Below are 14,613 nucleotides of genomic sequence, written 5' to 3'. Positions count from 1 at the left end.
AAGTTAGGCATAATAAACCGCTTCGATTGTCATCCAGTCCTTCCTATGCAGAAAGAACCTCGTAAGGTCCGTGAGTTTCGCCGTCGCGAACAGGAAATCCTCGATACCGCGCTCAAGCTGTTTCTCGAACAGGGTGAAGACAGTGTCACCGTCGAGATGATCGCTGACGCGGTAGGTATCGGCAAAGGCACGATCTACAAGCACTTCAAGTCCAAGGCGGAGATCTACCTGCGCCTGATGCTCGACTACGAGCGTGATTTGAACGAGCTGTTGCATTCGGCCGACGTCGACCGTGACAAGGAAGCCCTGTCGCGCGCCTACTTCGAGTTCCGCATGCGCGACCCGCAGCGCTATCGCCTGTTCGACCGCCTGGAAGAAAAGGTGGTCAAGGGTAATCAGGTGCCGGAGATGGTCGAGCAGTTGCATAGCATCCGCGCCTCCAACTTCGATCGCCTCACCCAGTTGATCAAGGGCCGTATCAGCGAAGGCAAGCTCGAAGACGTACCGCCGTACTTCCACTACTGCGCGGCCTGGGCGTTGGTGCATGGCGCCGTGGCGCTGTACCACTCGCCGTTCTGGAGCAATGTGCTTGAAGATCAGGAAGGTTTCTTCCAGTTCCTCATGGACATCGGCGTACGCATGGGCAACAAGCGCAAACGCGACCCGGAACCCACCCACTGACCGGTCCGGTGGCTCCAGCATGAACAAGGTGCTTGCAAAAACCTGATTTATGAGTCAGGTTTTGCCAGCCCCGCTTCATCCATGCTGGAGTCATCCATGATCGTCGATCGTCAAGGCAGGCGTTTTCGCAACCTGCGTGTCAGCCTGACGGCTGCCTGTAACTACGCGTGCACTTACTGCGTGCCCACTGGCAAACGCCTGGTGGCGGCGCAGGACGAGCTGTCGGCGCAAGCCCTGGCGCGGGGCGTTGCTTACCTCATCGAGGCCGCAGGTATCGAGCGTTTACGCATTACTGGTGGCGAGCCGCTGGTCAGCCCCCGGCTGGATGGCTTTCTGGCTGCCATTGCCAAACTCCCCCTCGACGATATCTCGCTGACCACCAATGGCCAGTTGCTCGCGCGCAAGCTGCCAGCGCTTCATGCCGCCGGCATCCGCCGCTTGAATGTTTCCCTCGATACCCTCGACCCGCTGGCGTTTCGCCGCATCGCCCGCGGTGGCGACCTGGCCAGTGTGCTGGCAGGCATGCAGCGCGCCAGCGAGCAGGGCATGCGCATCAAAGTGAACATGGTGCCGATGCGTGGGCAAAACCTCGACCAGGTGTTGCCGCTGCTGGATTACTGCCTCGAGCGGGGTTTTGAGCTGCGCTTCATCGAGCTCATGCGCATGGGCCACCTGGCCAGTGATCGCAACGCATTTTTGCAGCAGTTCGTGGGCCTCGACCAGCTGCTCGGGCTGATTGGTGCCAATCATGCCTTCGAGCAGGTCGATGTGCCGGTGGATGCTACGGCCCTGCGTTACCAGATCCCGGGTAAAGGCCATTTTGGCGTAATTGCCAACGAGAGCGTGCCGTTTTGCCGCGGTTGCTCACGGCTACGTTTGTCATCGACGGGTTGGCTGCATGGCTGCCTGTCGTCGAGCAACCGCCACTTTGTCGGCGATCTGCTGGAAAAGCCGCGTCATCAAGCGCTTCCTGCCTTGCAGCGGCTGCTGGTCAAAGCCCTGGCAGACAAGCAGGATGTGGCGTTTTCCGGGGGTGTTACGGTGATGAAGGTGATCGGCGGTTGAGTCTGGCGCAAAAGCTGCATCCGCCGGCTATTCGCCGGTTTTTCGTCGCCGGCCACTGGAGGAAAGATGCGTAGCCTGGTCTTGCTGCTGGCGCTGATGGCGTTGGGCGGCTGCATGAATGTCAGCGATATGGGCGAAGGCGTCCGTTACCACATGAGCGACGCCGGTCTGCTCGACCACAGCGATACCCGCAGGACCCTGTCGATCCGCCTGCAGCCCGACTCGTTCATCTTCATTGGCCAGGGTGCCTTTGTGCCGCCCGGTAAAGGGCCAGTACCGCACCAGAATGTGGTTGCCGATCAGGCCTTCAAGAGCTTCGTCGAGTATTTCCCCCTGGTACGCCGCGCCCAAGGCCCGCTCGGCTTGGAGGACGCGATCGCCCAGGCCCGCTCGGTGGGCGCGGACTACGTGCTGTACACCCGTTTCGCACGTACCGATGACCGCATCGGCAACGGCGACGAATGGTATGACGAGCAGGCTGTCGACCGCCTCGGCTGGGACACTGGGGTGGTGCAGATGATGCTGATCGAAACCAATACCCGCTACTTGATCGACACCGCACGCATCAAAAGCCGTGGCGGTTTGTTGACGTTCCACGACAATACGCCGGAAGATTTGCTTGCCGCGCCGATGCGCGAGTACGCTCGGAGCCTTCTGGGCATGAGCGAATGAGGCAAGCGTGATGAGCGATTCCGGCAAGGCCAATGACCTTCTGGCGCAAATCCCCAAGGCGAAGGGTTTGCCGCCCGTGCACCTGTGGAACCCGGACTTCTGCGGCGACATCGACATGCGCATCGCCCGTGACGGTACCTGGTATTACCTGGGCACGCCGATCGGGCGCAAGCCGATGGTGCGGTTGTTTTCCACGATCATCCGCCGCGACGGCGATGACTACTTTCTGATAACCCCGGTGGAGAAGGTCGGTATCCGTGTCGACGATGCGCCCTTTGTCGCGGTTACTCTGGAGGTGCAGGGCGAGGGCGAGCAACAAGTGTTGCGCTTCACCAGCAATGTCGACGACCAGGTCGAGGCGGGGCCGGATAACCCATTGCGGGTCGAGCTCGATCCTGTCACGCAAGAGCCATCTCCCTACGTACTGATGCGCAGCAACCTTGAGGCGCTGATTCATCGCAATGTGTTCTACCAACTGGTCGAGCTGGCGGTGCCGCGCATTATCGACGGTGAAGAGTGGCTTGGGGTATGGAGCCGAGGCGAGTTCTATCCGATCGGGCGTACCGGCTGAGACCTGTGTGGCTGGCATGCGCATGCCTTGAGTATGGCGGTGTCAATAAGACCGAGCGCCGCCCGCGCGACGCTTCGCAGCACAAGGCTGCTCCACATCCGTTTCGGGCCAGTCTCGCCTGTGGCATTTGCGCGCGACCGCATGCGCCAAGTCTCCAGGAATAACTGGCCCGTAGCCGATGTAGGAGCAGCCTTGTGCTGCGAAGCGTCGCGCGGGCGGCGCTCGGTCTGCCAGGCGCCGCAACATTCCAGCCATACAACGAAAAAGCCCCCGGTTGCTTGCGCACCCGGGGGCTTTTCAGTGTTTGGCTCCGCGACCTGGACTCGAACCAGGGACCCAATGATTAACAGTCATTTGCTCTACCGACTGAGCTATCGCGGAATCTGGGCATATCTTACTGATCACCAAAGGGAAGTCAAGCTTCCCCCTGGTAAATCAGAACCGAATCAAGCAGTTACAGCACTTCGACGATAGCCTTGGTGACCACGTGGATGTTGCTTTGATTCAGTGCGGCAACCGCGATGCGGCCAGTGTCCAGCGCGTAGATGCCGAACTCGTTCTTCAGGCGTGCTACTTGCTCCACGGTCAGGCCGGAGTAGGAGAACATGCCCACTTGGCGGCCAACGAAGCTGAAGTCGCGCTGAGCACCGTAGGTGGCCAGCAGCTCGACCATCTGTTTGCGCATGCCGTGGATGCGCTGGCGCATTTCGCCCAGCTCCGCTTCCCACATCTGACGCAGCTCATCGTTGTTGAGCACGGTGGCGACGATGGTCGCGCCATGGGTCGGCGGGTTGGAGTAGGTGGTGCGGATCACGCGCTTGACCTGGGACAGCACGCGGGTGCTTTCGTCCTTGGAACCGGTCACGATCGACAGGGCGCCGACGCGCTCGCCATACAGCGAGAACGACTTGGAGAACGAGCTGGAAACAAAGAAGTCCAGGCCCGACTCGGCGAACAGGCGCACGGCGAAGGCGTCTTCAGCGATGCCGTCACCGAAGCCCTGGTAGGCCATGTCGAGGAATGGCACATGGCCTTTGGCCTTGACCACTTCCAGGACGTTTTTCCAGTCGTCCAGGGTGAGGTCGACGCCGGTCGGGTTGTGGCAGCAGGCGTGCAGGACGACGATCGAGCCGGACGGCAGGCTGTTCAGGTCTTCGAGCATGCCGGCGCGGTTGACGTCGTTGCTCGGTGCGTCGTAATAGCGGTAGTTCTGTACCGGGAAGCCTGCGGTCTCGAACAGGGCGCGGTGGTTTTCCCAGCTTGGGTCGCTGATGGCAACCACGGCATTGGGCGACAGGCGCTTGAGGAAGTCGGCGCCAATCTTCAGCGCACCGGTGCCGCCAACGGCTTGCACGGTGACGACACGGCCAGCGGCCAGCAGCGGCGACTCGGCGCCGAACAGCAGTTTTTGCACGGCCTGGTCGTAAGTCGCGATACCGTCGATCGGCAAGTAGCCGCGCGAGGCATGCTGGGCAGCACGCTGGGTCTCGGCTTCGATCACGGCGCGCAGCAGCGGAATGCGGCCTTCCTCATTGCAGTAGACGCCCACGCCCAGGTTGACCTTGTCAGTACGTGGATCGGCGTTGAATGCTTCGTTGAGGCCCAGAATAGGGTCGCGGGGTGCCAGCTCGACAGCGGAAAACAGGCTCATTGTTACCTTGGCTCTGATTGGAGAGTGATAGGACGTACACGCTCCAGCCGAATGCACTGAAGCGGTGCACAAACGGGGAGTCAGTATAGTGATACCGACCGGTCACTGCGACACTCTGGCGCAGCTTTTCCAGCCATTTACGCAAATATTTTTTGACCATTGGTCTTATTGCCGTGTCCACAGCAATAAGCGTTCGCACCTGGGGCTTGAAACCGGCCCCGAGCGAGCGCATTTGGGTATAGACTACTGGCTAAATTTACAGTTGCTGCGACACCGCGAGGTCCCTCATGTCCGAGTTCCAGCTCGTCACCCGTTTCCAGCCGGCCGGCGATCAGCCCGAAGCCATTCGCCAGATGGTCGAAGGCATCGAGGCGGGGCTTTCGCACCAGACGCTGCTCGGCGTGACCGGCTCGGGCAAAACCTTCAGCATCGCCAACGTCATCCAGCAGGTGCAGCGCCCGACCCTGGTGCTGGCGCCGAACAAGACCCTGGCGGCGCAGCTGTATGGCGAGTTCAAGGCGTTCTTCCCGAACAACGCGGTCGAGTATTTCGTTTCCTACTACGACTACTACCAGCCCGAAGCCTATGTGCCGTCGTCCGATACCTTCATCGAGAAAGATGCGTCGATCAACGACCACATCGAGCAGATGCGCCTGTCGGCGACCAAGGCCTTGCTGGAGCGGCGAGACGCGATCATCGTCACCACCGTGTCGTGCATCTATGGCTTGGGCAGCCCCGAGACCTACCTGAAGATGGTCCTGCACGTGGACCGCGGCGACAAACTCGACCAGCGCGCCTTGCTGCGCCGCCTGGCTGACTTGCAGTACACCCGCAACGAGATGGATTTCGCCCGCGCCACCTTCCGCGTGCGCGGCGACGTGATCGACGTGTTCCCGGCCGAATCCGACCTTGAAGCCATCCGCATCGAGCTGTTCGATGATGAAGTGGAAAACATCGCTGCCTTCGACCCGCTCACGGGGGAGGTCTTCCGCAAGCTGCCGCGCTTCACGTTCTACCCCAAGAGCCACTACGTGACCCCGCGCGAGACGCTGCTCGACGCCGTCGAAGGCATCAAGGAAGAGCTCAAGGACCGGCTCGAATACCTGCATAAGGGCAACAAGCTGGTGGAGGCGCAGCGGCTGGAGCAGCGCACCCGTTTCGACCTGGAGATGATCCTGGAGCTGGGTTACTGCAACGGTATCGAAAACTACTCGCGCTATCTGTCCGGGCGCCCCTCCGGCGCGCCGCCACCCACCCTTTACGACTACCTGCCCGCGGATGCGCTGCTGGTGATCGACGAGTCGCACGTCAGCGTCCCCCAGGTTGGCGCCATGTACAAGGGCGACCGCTCGCGCAAGGAAACCTTGGTGGAATACGGCTTCCGCCTGCCTTCGGCGCTGGATAACCGGCCCATGCGCTTCGATGAATGGGAGTCGGTCAGCCCGCAGACCATTTTCGTTTCGGCAACCCCCGGTCCCTACGAGGCCGAACATGCTGGCCGCGTGGTCGAGCAGGTGGTGCGGCCTACCGGCCTGGTCGACCCGCAAGTGGAGATACGCCCGGCGTTGACCCAGGTCGACGACCTGCTGTCGGAGATCCGCAAGCGTGTCGATGCGGGTGAGCGGGTGCTGGCGACCACGCTGACCAAGCGCATGGCCGAGGACCTCAGTGATTACCTGGCCGACCACGACGTGCGGGTGCGTTACCTGCACTCGGACATCGACACGGTCGAACGGGTGGAAATCATCCGCGACCTGCGCTTGGGCACCTTCGATGTGCTGGTGGGCATCAACCTGCTGCGTGAGGGGTTGGACATGCCGGAGGTGTCGCTGGTGGCGATTCTCGATGCCGACAAGGAAGGCTTCCTGCGTTCCGAGCGGTCACTGATCCAGACCATTGGCCGGGCCGCGCGTAACCTCAATGGTCGCGCCATCCTGTACGCCGACCAGATGACCGGCTCCATGCAGCGGGCCATCGACGAGACCGAGCGGCGCCGGGAGAAGCAGATTGCCTTCAACCTGGCCAACGGTATCGTGCCCAAGGGCGTGGTCAAGGACATCACCGACATCATGGAAGGCGCTACCGTACCTGGCTCGCGCAGCAAGAAGCGCAAGGGTATGGCCAAGGCCGCGGAGGAGAGCGCCCGCTACGAAGCCGAGTTGCGCACGCCGGGCGAGATCACCAAGCGTATCAAGCAGCTGGAAGAGAAGATGATGCAGTTCGCCCGGGACCTGGAGTTCGAGGCGGCAGCGCAAATGCGCGACGAGATTACCCAGTTGCGGGAGCGGCTGATCACCAGCTGATCCTTTGCTCCCGGTTAGGCCTCTTCGCGGGGCAAGCCCGCTCCCACAGGTACCTCACTGCCCTTGTGAAAAGTGAGGTATCTGTGCGGGCTTGTCTCAGGATGAACGCAGCTCTCAAAGTCAGTGGGCATTTGTGGGAGCGGGCTTGCCCCGCGAAGAGGCCGGCACAGGCAACAAACAAATCAGCTCAATGAGCCTCCCCAGCTTTCAACCCCTCCGGCAGCTTGCGCGTCAACAGCACCGCCACCATGCTCCCACAGGTACCTCACTGCCCTTGTGAAAAGTGAGGTATCTGTGGGAGCGGGCTTGCCCCGCGAAGAGGCCGGCACAGGCAACAAACACATCAGCTCAATGAGCCTCCCCAGCCTTCAACCCCTCCGGCAGCTTGCGCGTCAACAGCACCGCCACCATGCTCACCGCCAAGCCGATGCCGACAAAGTGGAAGGCATCGTTGTACGCCATGATCTGCGCCTGCTGATGGGTGATCTCACTCAGCTTGCCAAGCGCCGCTGTCTCACTGCCCAGTCGCTCCGCCAGTTGCGCCAAGCGCTCTGCCACCTGTGGGTTGCTGGGCACCACCGATTCGCGCAGGTAGTCGAAGTACACCTTGGTCCGCGCATCCAGCAAGGTGGCCAGCAAGGCAATGCCAATCGCCCCACCCAGATTGCGCAGGATGTTGAACAGGCTTGATGCCGACCCGGCATCTTGTTGCTGGATATAGGCCGTGGCAATCAACGAAATGGTCACCATGATCATCGGTTGCCCCAGTGCCCGAATGATCTGGATGTGGTTGAACTGCGGCCCCGCAAAGTCCGGGTTAAGTACCCCCGAGCCAAAGCTGGCGGCCCCGAACAGGCAGAAGCCTAAAGCGCACAGTATTTTCGGCGAGACCACTTTCATCAGCTGCGGCACCAGCGGAATCAGAAACAGCTGCGGTACCCCCATCCACATGATTACCTCGCCGATCTGCAGGGCGTTGTAGCCCTGGATCTGCGCCAGGTAAAGCGGCAACAAATAGATTGAGCCATACAGCCCGACCCCCATGCCCAGGCTGGCAATACTCGACAGCCCAAAGTTGCGGTTGCCGAGGATGCGCAGGTTGATCAAAGGGTGCGGCTTGGAAAACTGCAGGATGACAAAGGTAATCAGGCTGATCAGGGCGACGGTGCCCAGGCTGACGATCAGGTTCGATTCCAGCCAATCCTTGCGATGGCCTTCCTCGAGAAAGACCTGCAGGCAGCCCAGCCCCAGGCCGAGCGTGACGATGCCGGCATAGTCGGTGCTCTTCAGCAGCTCCCAATGCGCCTCTTTTTTCTCCAGTCCGTACAGCAGCCCAGCGATCATCACCAAGCCTGGCGGGATGTTGATGTAGAAGATGTACTCCCAGCCCCAGTTCTCGGTCAGCCACCCACCCAGGGTCGGGCCGATCGAGGGCGCGAAGGTGGCCGTCATGGCGAACATAGCCATGCCCTTGGCGCGGTGGTGCTCGGGTAGCTTGATCAGGGTCAGGGTGAAGGCCAGGGGGATCAGCGCGCCACCGGTAAAGCCCTGCAGGGCACGGAAACATGATCATGCTCTCCAGGTTCCAGGCCATGGAGCAGAGCAGGGACGACAGCAAAAAGCCGGCCGAAACCCACACCGCCAGGCGCCGGGCGGACAGCAACTGCACCAGCCAGGCGGTCAGCGGGATCATGATGATTTCCGCCACCAGGTAGGAGGTGGAGATCCACGAGCCTTCTTCCAGGGTCGCGGAAAGCGCGCCCTGGATGTCCTTCAGCGACGAGTTGGTGATCTGGATGTCGAGCACGGCCATGAAGGCGCCGAGCATCACGCTCATCACCGCAATCCAGTCGCGCCGGGTGGGCTCGGCAGTGGGCCGGAGCAACTGATCACCGGCCATTGCGGCCTTCATCCTCGGTGCGGATATCGACAGTGGCGGTGACCGACATGCCGGGGCGGATGCGGCCATGCAGCGGGTTGTCGGCGCTGAAGGTCAGCTTCACCGGGATGCGCTGCACCACCTTGGTGAAGTTACCGGTGGCGTTGTCCGGTGGCAGCAGGCTGAACTGGGCGCCGGAAGCTGCGAACAGGCTGTTGACCCGGGCTTCGATGGGGGTGTCTGGGTAGCTGTCGAACAGCAATTCGGCGCGCTGCCCTGGTTGCATGTGGCCAATCTGGGTTTCCTTGAAGTTGGCCTGCACCCAGATGTCTTCGTCGGGCACGATTGACAGCAGATAGGCGCCAGCCTGTACCACCTGACCGTTGCGTGCGTTGCGTTGGCCGATGGTGCCGCTGATCGGGGCACGGATCTCGCAGCGGGTCAGGTTCAATTCGGCCTGGGCAAGGTCGGCACGGGCATTGGCGATCTGCGCATCGAGGCGTTTGAGCTCGGCAGTCAGGGCATTGACCTGCTGGCGCTGGCTTTGCAGGTCAGCGCGGGCCTTGTCGACTTGGGAGCTGGCGACATGGCTCTCCGCCGAAAGGGTAGTCACCCGCTCCTCGGACACGAAGCCAGGCTTACGCAGGGCTTCTGCGCGGTTGAGGTCCAGGCGTGAGCGGTTGAGCGTGGCCTGGTTGGCGGCGACCTGGGCCTGGCCCGCAGCGATCAAGCTGCCTTGTTGCGTCAGGCGGCTTTCAGCTTGCACGTGTTCCGCTTCACGGGTTGCCAGGGCGGCTCGGGCGCGCTCGACGGCGAGTTGGAAATCGGCGGCTTCCAGGCGTACCAGCAGTTCGCCTTTGACCACGTGCTGGTTGTCCTGCACCCGTACATCTTCGATACGGGCGCCAAGTTGGCTGGAAATACGGGTGATTTCGCCCTGGACGTAAGCGTTGTCGGTGCTTTCGTAAAAGCGCCCTTTGAAGTACCAGTGGGCCAGAAAGGCGAGGGCGATGGCCGCAACCACGACAAAGAAGATCAGCAGGCGGCGTTTGAGTTGAGCAGGCATGAGGACTATGGTTCCAGAAATGTAAACAAATTTAACAGCGACGGACGGCAATTCGACAAGTGTCGTTCGCGCCATTGCTGGAGCCGGGTGCCTGCTCCCTGCTAACATCCCGCCTTTGTTTCATCTTTCGTTCGAGACCTTCCATGACCACCGTACGCACGCGTATCGCGCCATCGCCCACGGGCGACCCCCATGTCGGCACCGCCTACATCGCCCTGTTCAACTACTGCTTTGCCAAGCAGCACGGCGGTGAGTTCATCCTGCGCATCGAAGATACCGACCAGCTGCGCTCCACCCGCGAGTCGGAACAGCAAATCTTCGACGCCTTGCGCTGGCTTGGCATCGAGTGGAACGAAGGCCCGGACGTCGGTGGCCCGCACGGCCCTTACCGGCAGAGCGAGCGTGGCGAGATCTACGCCAAATACGCCAAGCAACTCGTCGATGCCGGCCATGCGTTCTACTGCTTCTGCACCGCTGAAGAGCTGGAGCAGATGCGCGCCGAGCAAATGGCCCGTGGCGAGACCCCGCGTTACGACGGCCGTGCCCTGTTGCTGAGCGCTGAAGAAGTGCAGCGCCGCCTGGACGCCGGCGAGCCCCACGTGATCCGCATGAAGGTGCCGAGCGAAGGCATCTGCGTGGTGCCGGACATGCTGCGCGGCGACGTCGAAATCCCATGGGACCGCATGGACATGCAGGTGCTGATGAAGAACGACGGCCTGCCGACCTACTTCCTGGCCAACGTGGTCGACGACCACCTGATGGGCATCACTCACGTCCTGCGGGGTGAAGAGTGGCTGCCGTCGGCGCCCAAGCTGATCAAGCTTTACGAGTACTTCGGCTGGGAGCAGCCCAAGCTGTGCTACATGCCGCTGCTGCGTAACCCGGACAAGTCCAAGCTGTCCAAGCGCAAGAACCCGACCTCGGTCACCTTCTACGAGCGCATGGGCTTCATGCCCGAGGCGATGCTCAACTACCTCGGCCGCATGGGCTGGTCGATGCCGGACGAGCGCGAGAAGTTCTCCCTGGCCGAAATGGTCGAGCACTTCGACCTGTCGCGCATCTCCCTGGGCGGGCCGATTTTCGACATCGAAAAACTGTCCTGGCTCAATGGCCAGTGGCTGCGCGAGCTGCCGGTCGAACAGTTCGCCGCGCGCTTGCAGAAATGGGCGTTCAACAGCGACTACATGATGAAGATCGCCCCGCATGTTCAAGGCCGGGTCGAGACCTTCAGCCAGGTTGCGCCGCTGGGTGGCTTCTTCTTCGAGGGCGCGCTGAAGCTCGATGCCAAGCTGTTCGAGAGCAAGAAGCTGTCGGCTGATCAGGTGCGCCAGGTCATCCAGTTGATCCTGTGGAAGCTCGAAAGCCTGCGCCAGTGGGAAAAAGACCGCATCACCGGTTGCATCCAGGCCGTGGTCGAATCGCTGGAGCTGAAACTGCGTGACGCCATGCCGCTGATGTTCGCCGCCATTACTGGCCAGGCCAGCTCGGTGTCGGTGCTCGATGCCATGGAAATCCTCGGCCCGGACCTGACCCGCTACCGCTTGCGCCAGGCTCTGGACTTGCTGGGTGGTGTGTCGAAAAAAGAAAACAAAGAGTGGGAAAAGCTGCTGGCGAACATCGCCTGACACAGCAGCCCGTAGTGATGTAGGCGCAGCCTTGTGCTGCGAAGACGTCGGTACAGACGCCAGCAATGTAGCTAGTGTGCACCGGCCTCTTCGCAGCACAAGGCTGCTCCTGCAAGGGGCAGGGCGGTAAGTGATTGTTATCTGTGAAAAAACTTTTGAATATTTTCAAAAATTCGTTTGACAGCCGTGCAATCCGATCTTAATATGCGCCCCGTCCACAGCGATGAGCGAAACGAAACGCCAGGCACCCAGCCAGCGATTCTGCTCAGAGCGACATAGTGGGGCTATAGCTCAGCTGGGAGAGCGCCTGCATGGCATGCAGGAGGTCAGCGGTTCGATCCCGCTTAGCTCCACCAAATTCCGCTTAGCAGCCACGGCTGATAAGCAAGACCGGGTCCAGCAACCGGGTCTTGAAGGTAAGAAGGTTCGTCCCCTTCGTCTAGTGGCCTAGGACACCGCCCTTTCACGGCGGTAACAGGGGTTCGAGTCCCCTAGGGGACGCCAGTTTTACACAAGCGATGTTTCACGATGTCGCTGGGCCGCGAGGCTAAAAATCTGGGGCTATAGCTCAGCTGGGAGAGCGCCTGCATGGCATGCAGGAGGTCAGCGGTTCGATCCCGCTTAGCTCCACCAATTTGCCGCGGTACGTGAAAACGGACCGGCACGAAGGTTACGTCCCCTTCGTCTAGTGGCCTAGGACACCGCCCTTTCACGGCGGTAACAGGGGTTCGAGTCCCCTAGGGGACGCCACTTTTACCCGCGTTTTTCGGGGCTTAAAGAGGCTCATTCGTCTATTGGATGAGCCTTTTGTTTTCGGGGCTATAGCTCAGCTGGGAGAGCGCCTGCATGGCATGCAGGAGGTCAGCGGTTCGATCCCGCTTAGCTCCACCAATTTTGCCGCGGTTTGTGAAAACGAACCGGCACGAAGGTTACGTCCCCTTCGTCTAGTGGCCTAGGACACCGCCCTTTCACGGCGGTAACAGGGGTTCGAGTCCCCTAGGGGACGCCATGTTTACCCGCGTTTTGCGGGACTTTAAAGGCTCATTCGCTTATTGAATGGGCCTTTTGTTTTTCTCCCTTTCCCATTTTTTCGGGCACCGACAGGTGATCGCTAATTTCGCTTGCCAAAAAATATGATGCTTATAATATTACAAGCATCATATTCGAGGTGGCCATGAACGACAAAAAGAGCAAAACCCGCGAGCGGATTCTCGAAGCTGCGCGCAGCGCCTTGATCCAGCACGGGCCGGCTGAGCCGAGCGTCAGCCAGGTCATGGGGGCTGCAGGCCTGACGGTAGGGGGGTTCTATGCCCATTTCGAGAGCAAGGACGAACTCATGCTGGAGGCGTTTCGCCAGTTATTGGGCGAACGTCGGGACTTGCTGGCGCAGGTCGACCCCAGCTTGGATGGCGAGGCGCGCCGGGCGTTGGTGACGGCGTTCTACCTTTCGCGCAAGCACCGCGACGCGCAAGTGCATGCCTGCCCGCTGCCCAACGCCCTGGGCGAAATGCAGCGCCTGCCAGAGGTGTTCCGCGAGGTGCTGGCCGAGCACATCGAGCTGATGACCGCGAAAATGGTCGACCGCCCCGAAGACATCGACAAAGCACTGGCCGACCTGGCGCTGATGGTCGGTGGCCTGGCCCTGGCGCGCGCCTTGGGCACTGGCGAGCTTTCTGACCGTGTATTGCGTGCCGCCAAGTCGGCGGTGATCTGAATAACCACAATGCTGGAGCAAGGCGATGACTACCCTGAGCTGGATTCGTGGCGTCAATGGCACCCTGGGCCACCTGGCCCCTGAGCATGTGGCCGGCAAGATGCGCCGCGCATTCATGACCCCACGTACATTGCCCCCAAAAGCGTGGGAGTTGCCGCTGCTGGCCAAGGCCGAGCGTATCACCCTGCGCTTCGGGCTGTCGGCGTTGCGTTGGGGCAAGGGGCCGACCGTATTGCTGATGCACGGTTGGGAAGGGCGCCCCACCCAGTTTGCCGCGTTGATCGAGGCCCTGGTCCAGGCCGGGCATACAGTGGTGTCGTTGGAGGGGCCGGCACATGGTCGCTCTCCAGGCCATCAAGCTCACGTGGTGTTGTTCGCCCGCGCACTGCTGGAAGCGGCTGCCGAGCTGCCGCCGTTGCGCGCGGTGATAGGCCACTCCATGGGTGGGGCCAGTGTGTTGCTGGCGTTGCAGATGGGGCTGCGCGCGGAGGCGGCAGTGAGCATCGCTGCACCCGCCCGGTTGCTCGGCGTGTTGCGCGGCTTCGCGCATCGCCTGGGGTTGCCGGCGCGCGCACGGGCCGCATTCATACGCCAGGTGGAGCGGGATGTGGGGATGCAGATCACGCGCCTGGATGTCAGTGGTTACCAGCTGGAACTGCCAGGCTTGGTGGTACATGCGGCTGACGATGGCCTGGTGGCTGCCGATGAGGCCCATATCATTCACAAGGCCTGGTTCGACAGCCGCTTGCTGCTGCTGGAGGAGGGCGGGCACCAGCGGGTGCTGGCCGACCCGCGCCTGGGCGAGGCGGTGCTCGAATTGCTTGCACGGGCCAGCGCGCCGGCCCGGCAAACGGCCTGAGCATCCGTTACACTGGCTTTCAGTTGTGTTTTTGTTATTAGGAGCGTGCATGAGCTGGGACTTGGCAACACCCTTCATCATCGACCTGCGTGTCGGCAGCGAGGACATCGACGGCCTCGGCCACGCCAACAATGCCACCTATGTCACGTGGCTCGAACGCTGCGCCTGGCGCCACTCTCAGCGCCTTGGCCTGGACCTCGCCGAGTACCGCCGCCTGGACCGGGCCATGGCGGTGGTGCGCCACGAAATCGACTACCTGGCGGCCGGCTACGAAGACGACGAACTGCAACTGGCGACCTGGATCATCGACTGGGACCAGCGCCTGCGCATGACCCGCCGCTTCCAGCTCAAGCGCCCGCGTGATGGCGTGACCCTGTTGCGGGCGCAGACCACCTTCGCCTGTATCGAATTGTCCAGCGGCAAGCCCAAGCGCATGCCTGCAGCGTTCATCGAGGGGTACGGCCAAGCGCTGATCGGTGCCTGAAGGGCTGTGGTTTTTTGTTAGACTGCCGCCTTTTCCCGCCGAG

12 protein-coding genes, 7 tRNA genes and 1 pseudogene are annotated in these 14,613 nt (G+C 61.5%); 16 read left to right on the top strand and 4 right to left on the bottom strand.

Annotation, left to right across the window (positions count from 1 at the left end):
* The first annotated feature begins 45 nt into the window (after window positions 1-45).
* The 4 genes from AB7M33_RS01305 to AB7M33_RS01290 all read left to right on the top strand — a co-directional run bounded on the left by AB7M33_RS01305 (window position 46) and on the right by AB7M33_RS01290 (window position 2,989).
* Window positions 46-681: a TetR/AcrR family transcriptional regulator gene (locus AB7M33_RS01305; RefSeq protein ID WP_027596088.1), complete on the top strand. Its 636-nt coding sequence runs from the start codon at window positions 46-48 to the stop codon at window positions 679-681.
* Window positions 682-777: 96 nt separating this feature from the next.
* Window positions 778-1,746 (top strand): GTP 3',8-cyclase MoaA, encoded by a 969-nt coding sequence (locus AB7M33_RS01300; RefSeq protein WP_454242305.1) that lies wholly within the window; start codon window positions 778-780, stop codon window positions 1,744-1,746.
* 66 nt (window positions 1,747-1,812) lie between these two features.
* Window positions 1,813-2,418 (top strand): DUF4823 domain-containing protein, encoded by a 606-nt coding sequence (locus tag AB7M33_RS01295; protein ID WP_027596090.1) that lies wholly within the window; start codon window positions 1,813-1,815, stop codon window positions 2,416-2,418.
* Between the two features lie 10 nt (window positions 2,419-2,428).
* The gene (locus AB7M33_RS01290) at window positions 2,429-2,989 is read left to right on the top strand and encodes a DUF1285 domain-containing protein (RefSeq protein ID WP_265968202.1); all 561 of its coding nucleotides are present in this window, start codon (window positions 2,429-2,431) and stop codon (window positions 2,987-2,989) included.
* Between the two features lie 305 nt (window positions 2,990-3,294).
* Here the strand turns inward: AB7M33_RS01290 and AB7M33_RS01285 are convergent.
* Window positions 3,295-3,370 (bottom strand) — tRNA-Asn (locus AB7M33_RS01285).
* Between the two features lie 73 nt (window positions 3,371-3,443).
* Window positions 3,444-4,640 carry an amino acid aminotransferase gene (locus tag AB7M33_RS01280; RefSeq protein ID WP_027596092.1) on the bottom strand — a complete coding sequence of 399 codons (1,197 nt, stop codon included), beginning with the start codon at window positions 4,638-4,640 and terminating at the stop codon, window positions 3,444-3,446.
* A gap of 287 nt (window positions 4,641-4,927) precedes the next feature.
* Between AB7M33_RS01280 and uvrB the strand changes: the two genes are divergently transcribed.
* Complete coding sequence (uvrB, locus tag AB7M33_RS01275) at window positions 4,928-6,943, top strand: excinuclease ABC subunit UvrB (RefSeq protein ID WP_027596093.1); 2,016 nt, start codon at window positions 4,928-4,930, stop codon at window positions 6,941-6,943.
* Window positions 6,944-7,291: 348 nt separating this feature from the next.
* Here the strand turns inward: uvrB and AB7M33_RS01270 are convergent.
* Window positions 7,292-8,756, bottom strand: a pseudogene (locus AB7M33_RS01270) (MDR family MFS transporter).
* Here AB7M33_RS01270 and AB7M33_RS01265 point away from each other — a divergent pair.
* On the top strand, window positions 8,710-8,832 hold the full coding sequence (locus AB7M33_RS01265; RefSeq protein WP_454244265.1) for a hypothetical protein: 123 nt from the start codon (window positions 8,710-8,712) through the stop codon (window positions 8,830-8,832). The pseudogene AB7M33_RS01270 and the gene AB7M33_RS01265 overlap by 47 nt on opposite strands.
* On the opposite strand, the gene AB7M33_RS01260 is transcribed toward AB7M33_RS01265, so the two are convergent.
* The gene (locus tag AB7M33_RS01260; RefSeq protein ID WP_186682014.1) at window positions 8,833-9,888 is read right to left on the bottom strand and encodes an HlyD family secretion protein; all 1,056 of its coding nucleotides are present in this window, start codon (window positions 9,886-9,888) and stop codon (window positions 8,833-8,835) included.
* Between the two features lie 143 nt (window positions 9,889-10,031).
* On the opposite strand from AB7M33_RS01260, the gene gltX reads away from it, so the two are divergent.
* The 10 genes from gltX to AB7M33_RS01210 all read left to right on the top strand — a co-directional run bounded on the left by gltX (window position 10,032) and on the right by AB7M33_RS01210 (window position 14,570).
* Window positions 10,032-11,513 carry a glutamate--tRNA ligase gene (gene gltX, locus AB7M33_RS01255; protein ID WP_027596096.1) on the top strand — a complete coding sequence of 494 codons (1,482 nt, stop codon included), beginning with the start codon at window positions 10,032-10,034 and terminating at the stop codon, window positions 11,511-11,513.
* 280 nt (window positions 11,514-11,793) lie between these two features.
* A tRNA-Ala gene (locus tag AB7M33_RS01250) sits at window positions 11,794-11,869 on the top strand.
* Window positions 11,870-11,941: 72 nt separating this feature from the next.
* Window positions 11,942-12,017 (top strand) — tRNA-Glu (locus tag AB7M33_RS01245).
* A gap of 53 nt (window positions 12,018-12,070) precedes the next feature.
* Window positions 12,071-12,146, top strand: a tRNA-Ala gene (locus tag AB7M33_RS01240).
* Window positions 12,147-12,187: 41 nt separating this feature from the next.
* Window positions 12,188-12,263: transfer RNA gene (locus tag AB7M33_RS01235), tRNA-Glu, on the top strand.
* Window positions 12,264-12,328: 65 nt separating this feature from the next.
* Window positions 12,329-12,404 (top strand) — tRNA-Ala (locus AB7M33_RS01230).
* Between the two features lie 42 nt (window positions 12,405-12,446).
* Window positions 12,447-12,522 (top strand) — tRNA-Glu (locus AB7M33_RS01225).
* Window positions 12,523-12,687: 165 nt separating this feature from the next.
* Entirely contained in the window at window positions 12,688-13,227 is a 540-nt protein-coding gene (locus tag AB7M33_RS01220; protein WP_027596739.1) for a TetR/AcrR family transcriptional regulator, read from the top strand.
* Between the two features lie 25 nt (window positions 13,228-13,252).
* The gene (locus AB7M33_RS01215; RefSeq protein ID WP_274887375.1) at window positions 13,253-14,086 is read left to right on the top strand and encodes an alpha/beta hydrolase; all 834 of its coding nucleotides are present in this window, start codon (window positions 13,253-13,255) and stop codon (window positions 14,084-14,086) included.
* A 49-nt stretch (window positions 14,087-14,135) separates the two neighbouring features.
* On the top strand, window positions 14,136-14,570 hold the full coding sequence (locus tag AB7M33_RS01210; RefSeq protein ID WP_027596737.1) for an acyl-CoA thioesterase: 435 nt from the start codon (window positions 14,136-14,138) through the stop codon (window positions 14,568-14,570).
* The last annotated feature ends 43 nt before the right edge of the window (window positions 14,571-14,613 follow it).

This window comes from Pseudomonas sp. Y3 TE3536, assembly GCF_053629175.1.
The sequence above is the reverse complement of the archived record's forward strand: the minus strand, read 5'-3'. Positions and strand labels throughout refer to the sequence as shown.

Bases quoted from the DNA above. Each gene is read 5' to 3' on its own strand.
- AB7M33_RS01265 (WP_454244265.1), top strand. From the start codon at position 8,710: ATGTCCTTCAGCGACGAGTTGGTGATCTGGATGTCGAGCACGGCCATG.
- AB7M33_RS01210 (WP_027596737.1), top strand. From the start codon at position 14,136: ATGAGCTGGGACTTGGCAACACCCTTCATCATCGACCTGCGTGTCGGC.
- AB7M33_RS01300 (WP_454242305.1), top strand. From the start codon at position 778: ATGATCGTCGATCGTCAAGGCAGGCGTTTTCGCAACCTGCGTGTCAGC.
- AB7M33_RS01260 (WP_186682014.1), bottom strand. From the start codon at position 9,888: ATGCCTGCTCAACTCAAACGCCGCCTGCTGATCTTCTTTGTCGTGGTT.
- AB7M33_RS01290 (WP_265968202.1), top strand. From the start codon at position 2,429: ATGAGCGATTCCGGCAAGGCCAATGACCTTCTGGCGCAAATCCCCAAG.
- AB7M33_RS01280 (WP_027596092.1), bottom strand. From the start codon at position 4,640: ATGAGCCTGTTTTCCGCTGTCGAGCTGGCACCCCGCGACCCTATTCTG.
- AB7M33_RS01295 (WP_027596090.1), top strand. From the start codon at position 1,813: ATGCGTAGCCTGGTCTTGCTGCTGGCGCTGATGGCGTTGGGCGGCTGC.
- AB7M33_RS01220 (WP_027596739.1), top strand. From the start codon at position 12,688: ATGAACGACAAAAAGAGCAAAACCCGCGAGCGGATTCTCGAAGCTGCG.
- uvrB (WP_027596093.1), top strand. From the start codon at position 4,928: ATGTCCGAGTTCCAGCTCGTCACCCGTTTCCAGCCGGCCGGCGATCAG.
- AB7M33_RS01215 (WP_274887375.1), top strand. From the start codon at position 13,253: ATGACTACCCTGAGCTGGATTCGTGGCGTCAATGGCACCCTGGGCCAC.
- gltX (WP_027596096.1), top strand. From the start codon at position 10,032: ATGACCACCGTACGCACGCGTATCGCGCCATCGCCCACGGGCGACCCC.
- AB7M33_RS01305 (WP_027596088.1), top strand. From the start codon at position 46: ATGCAGAAAGAACCTCGTAAGGTCCGTGAGTTTCGCCGTCGCGAACAG.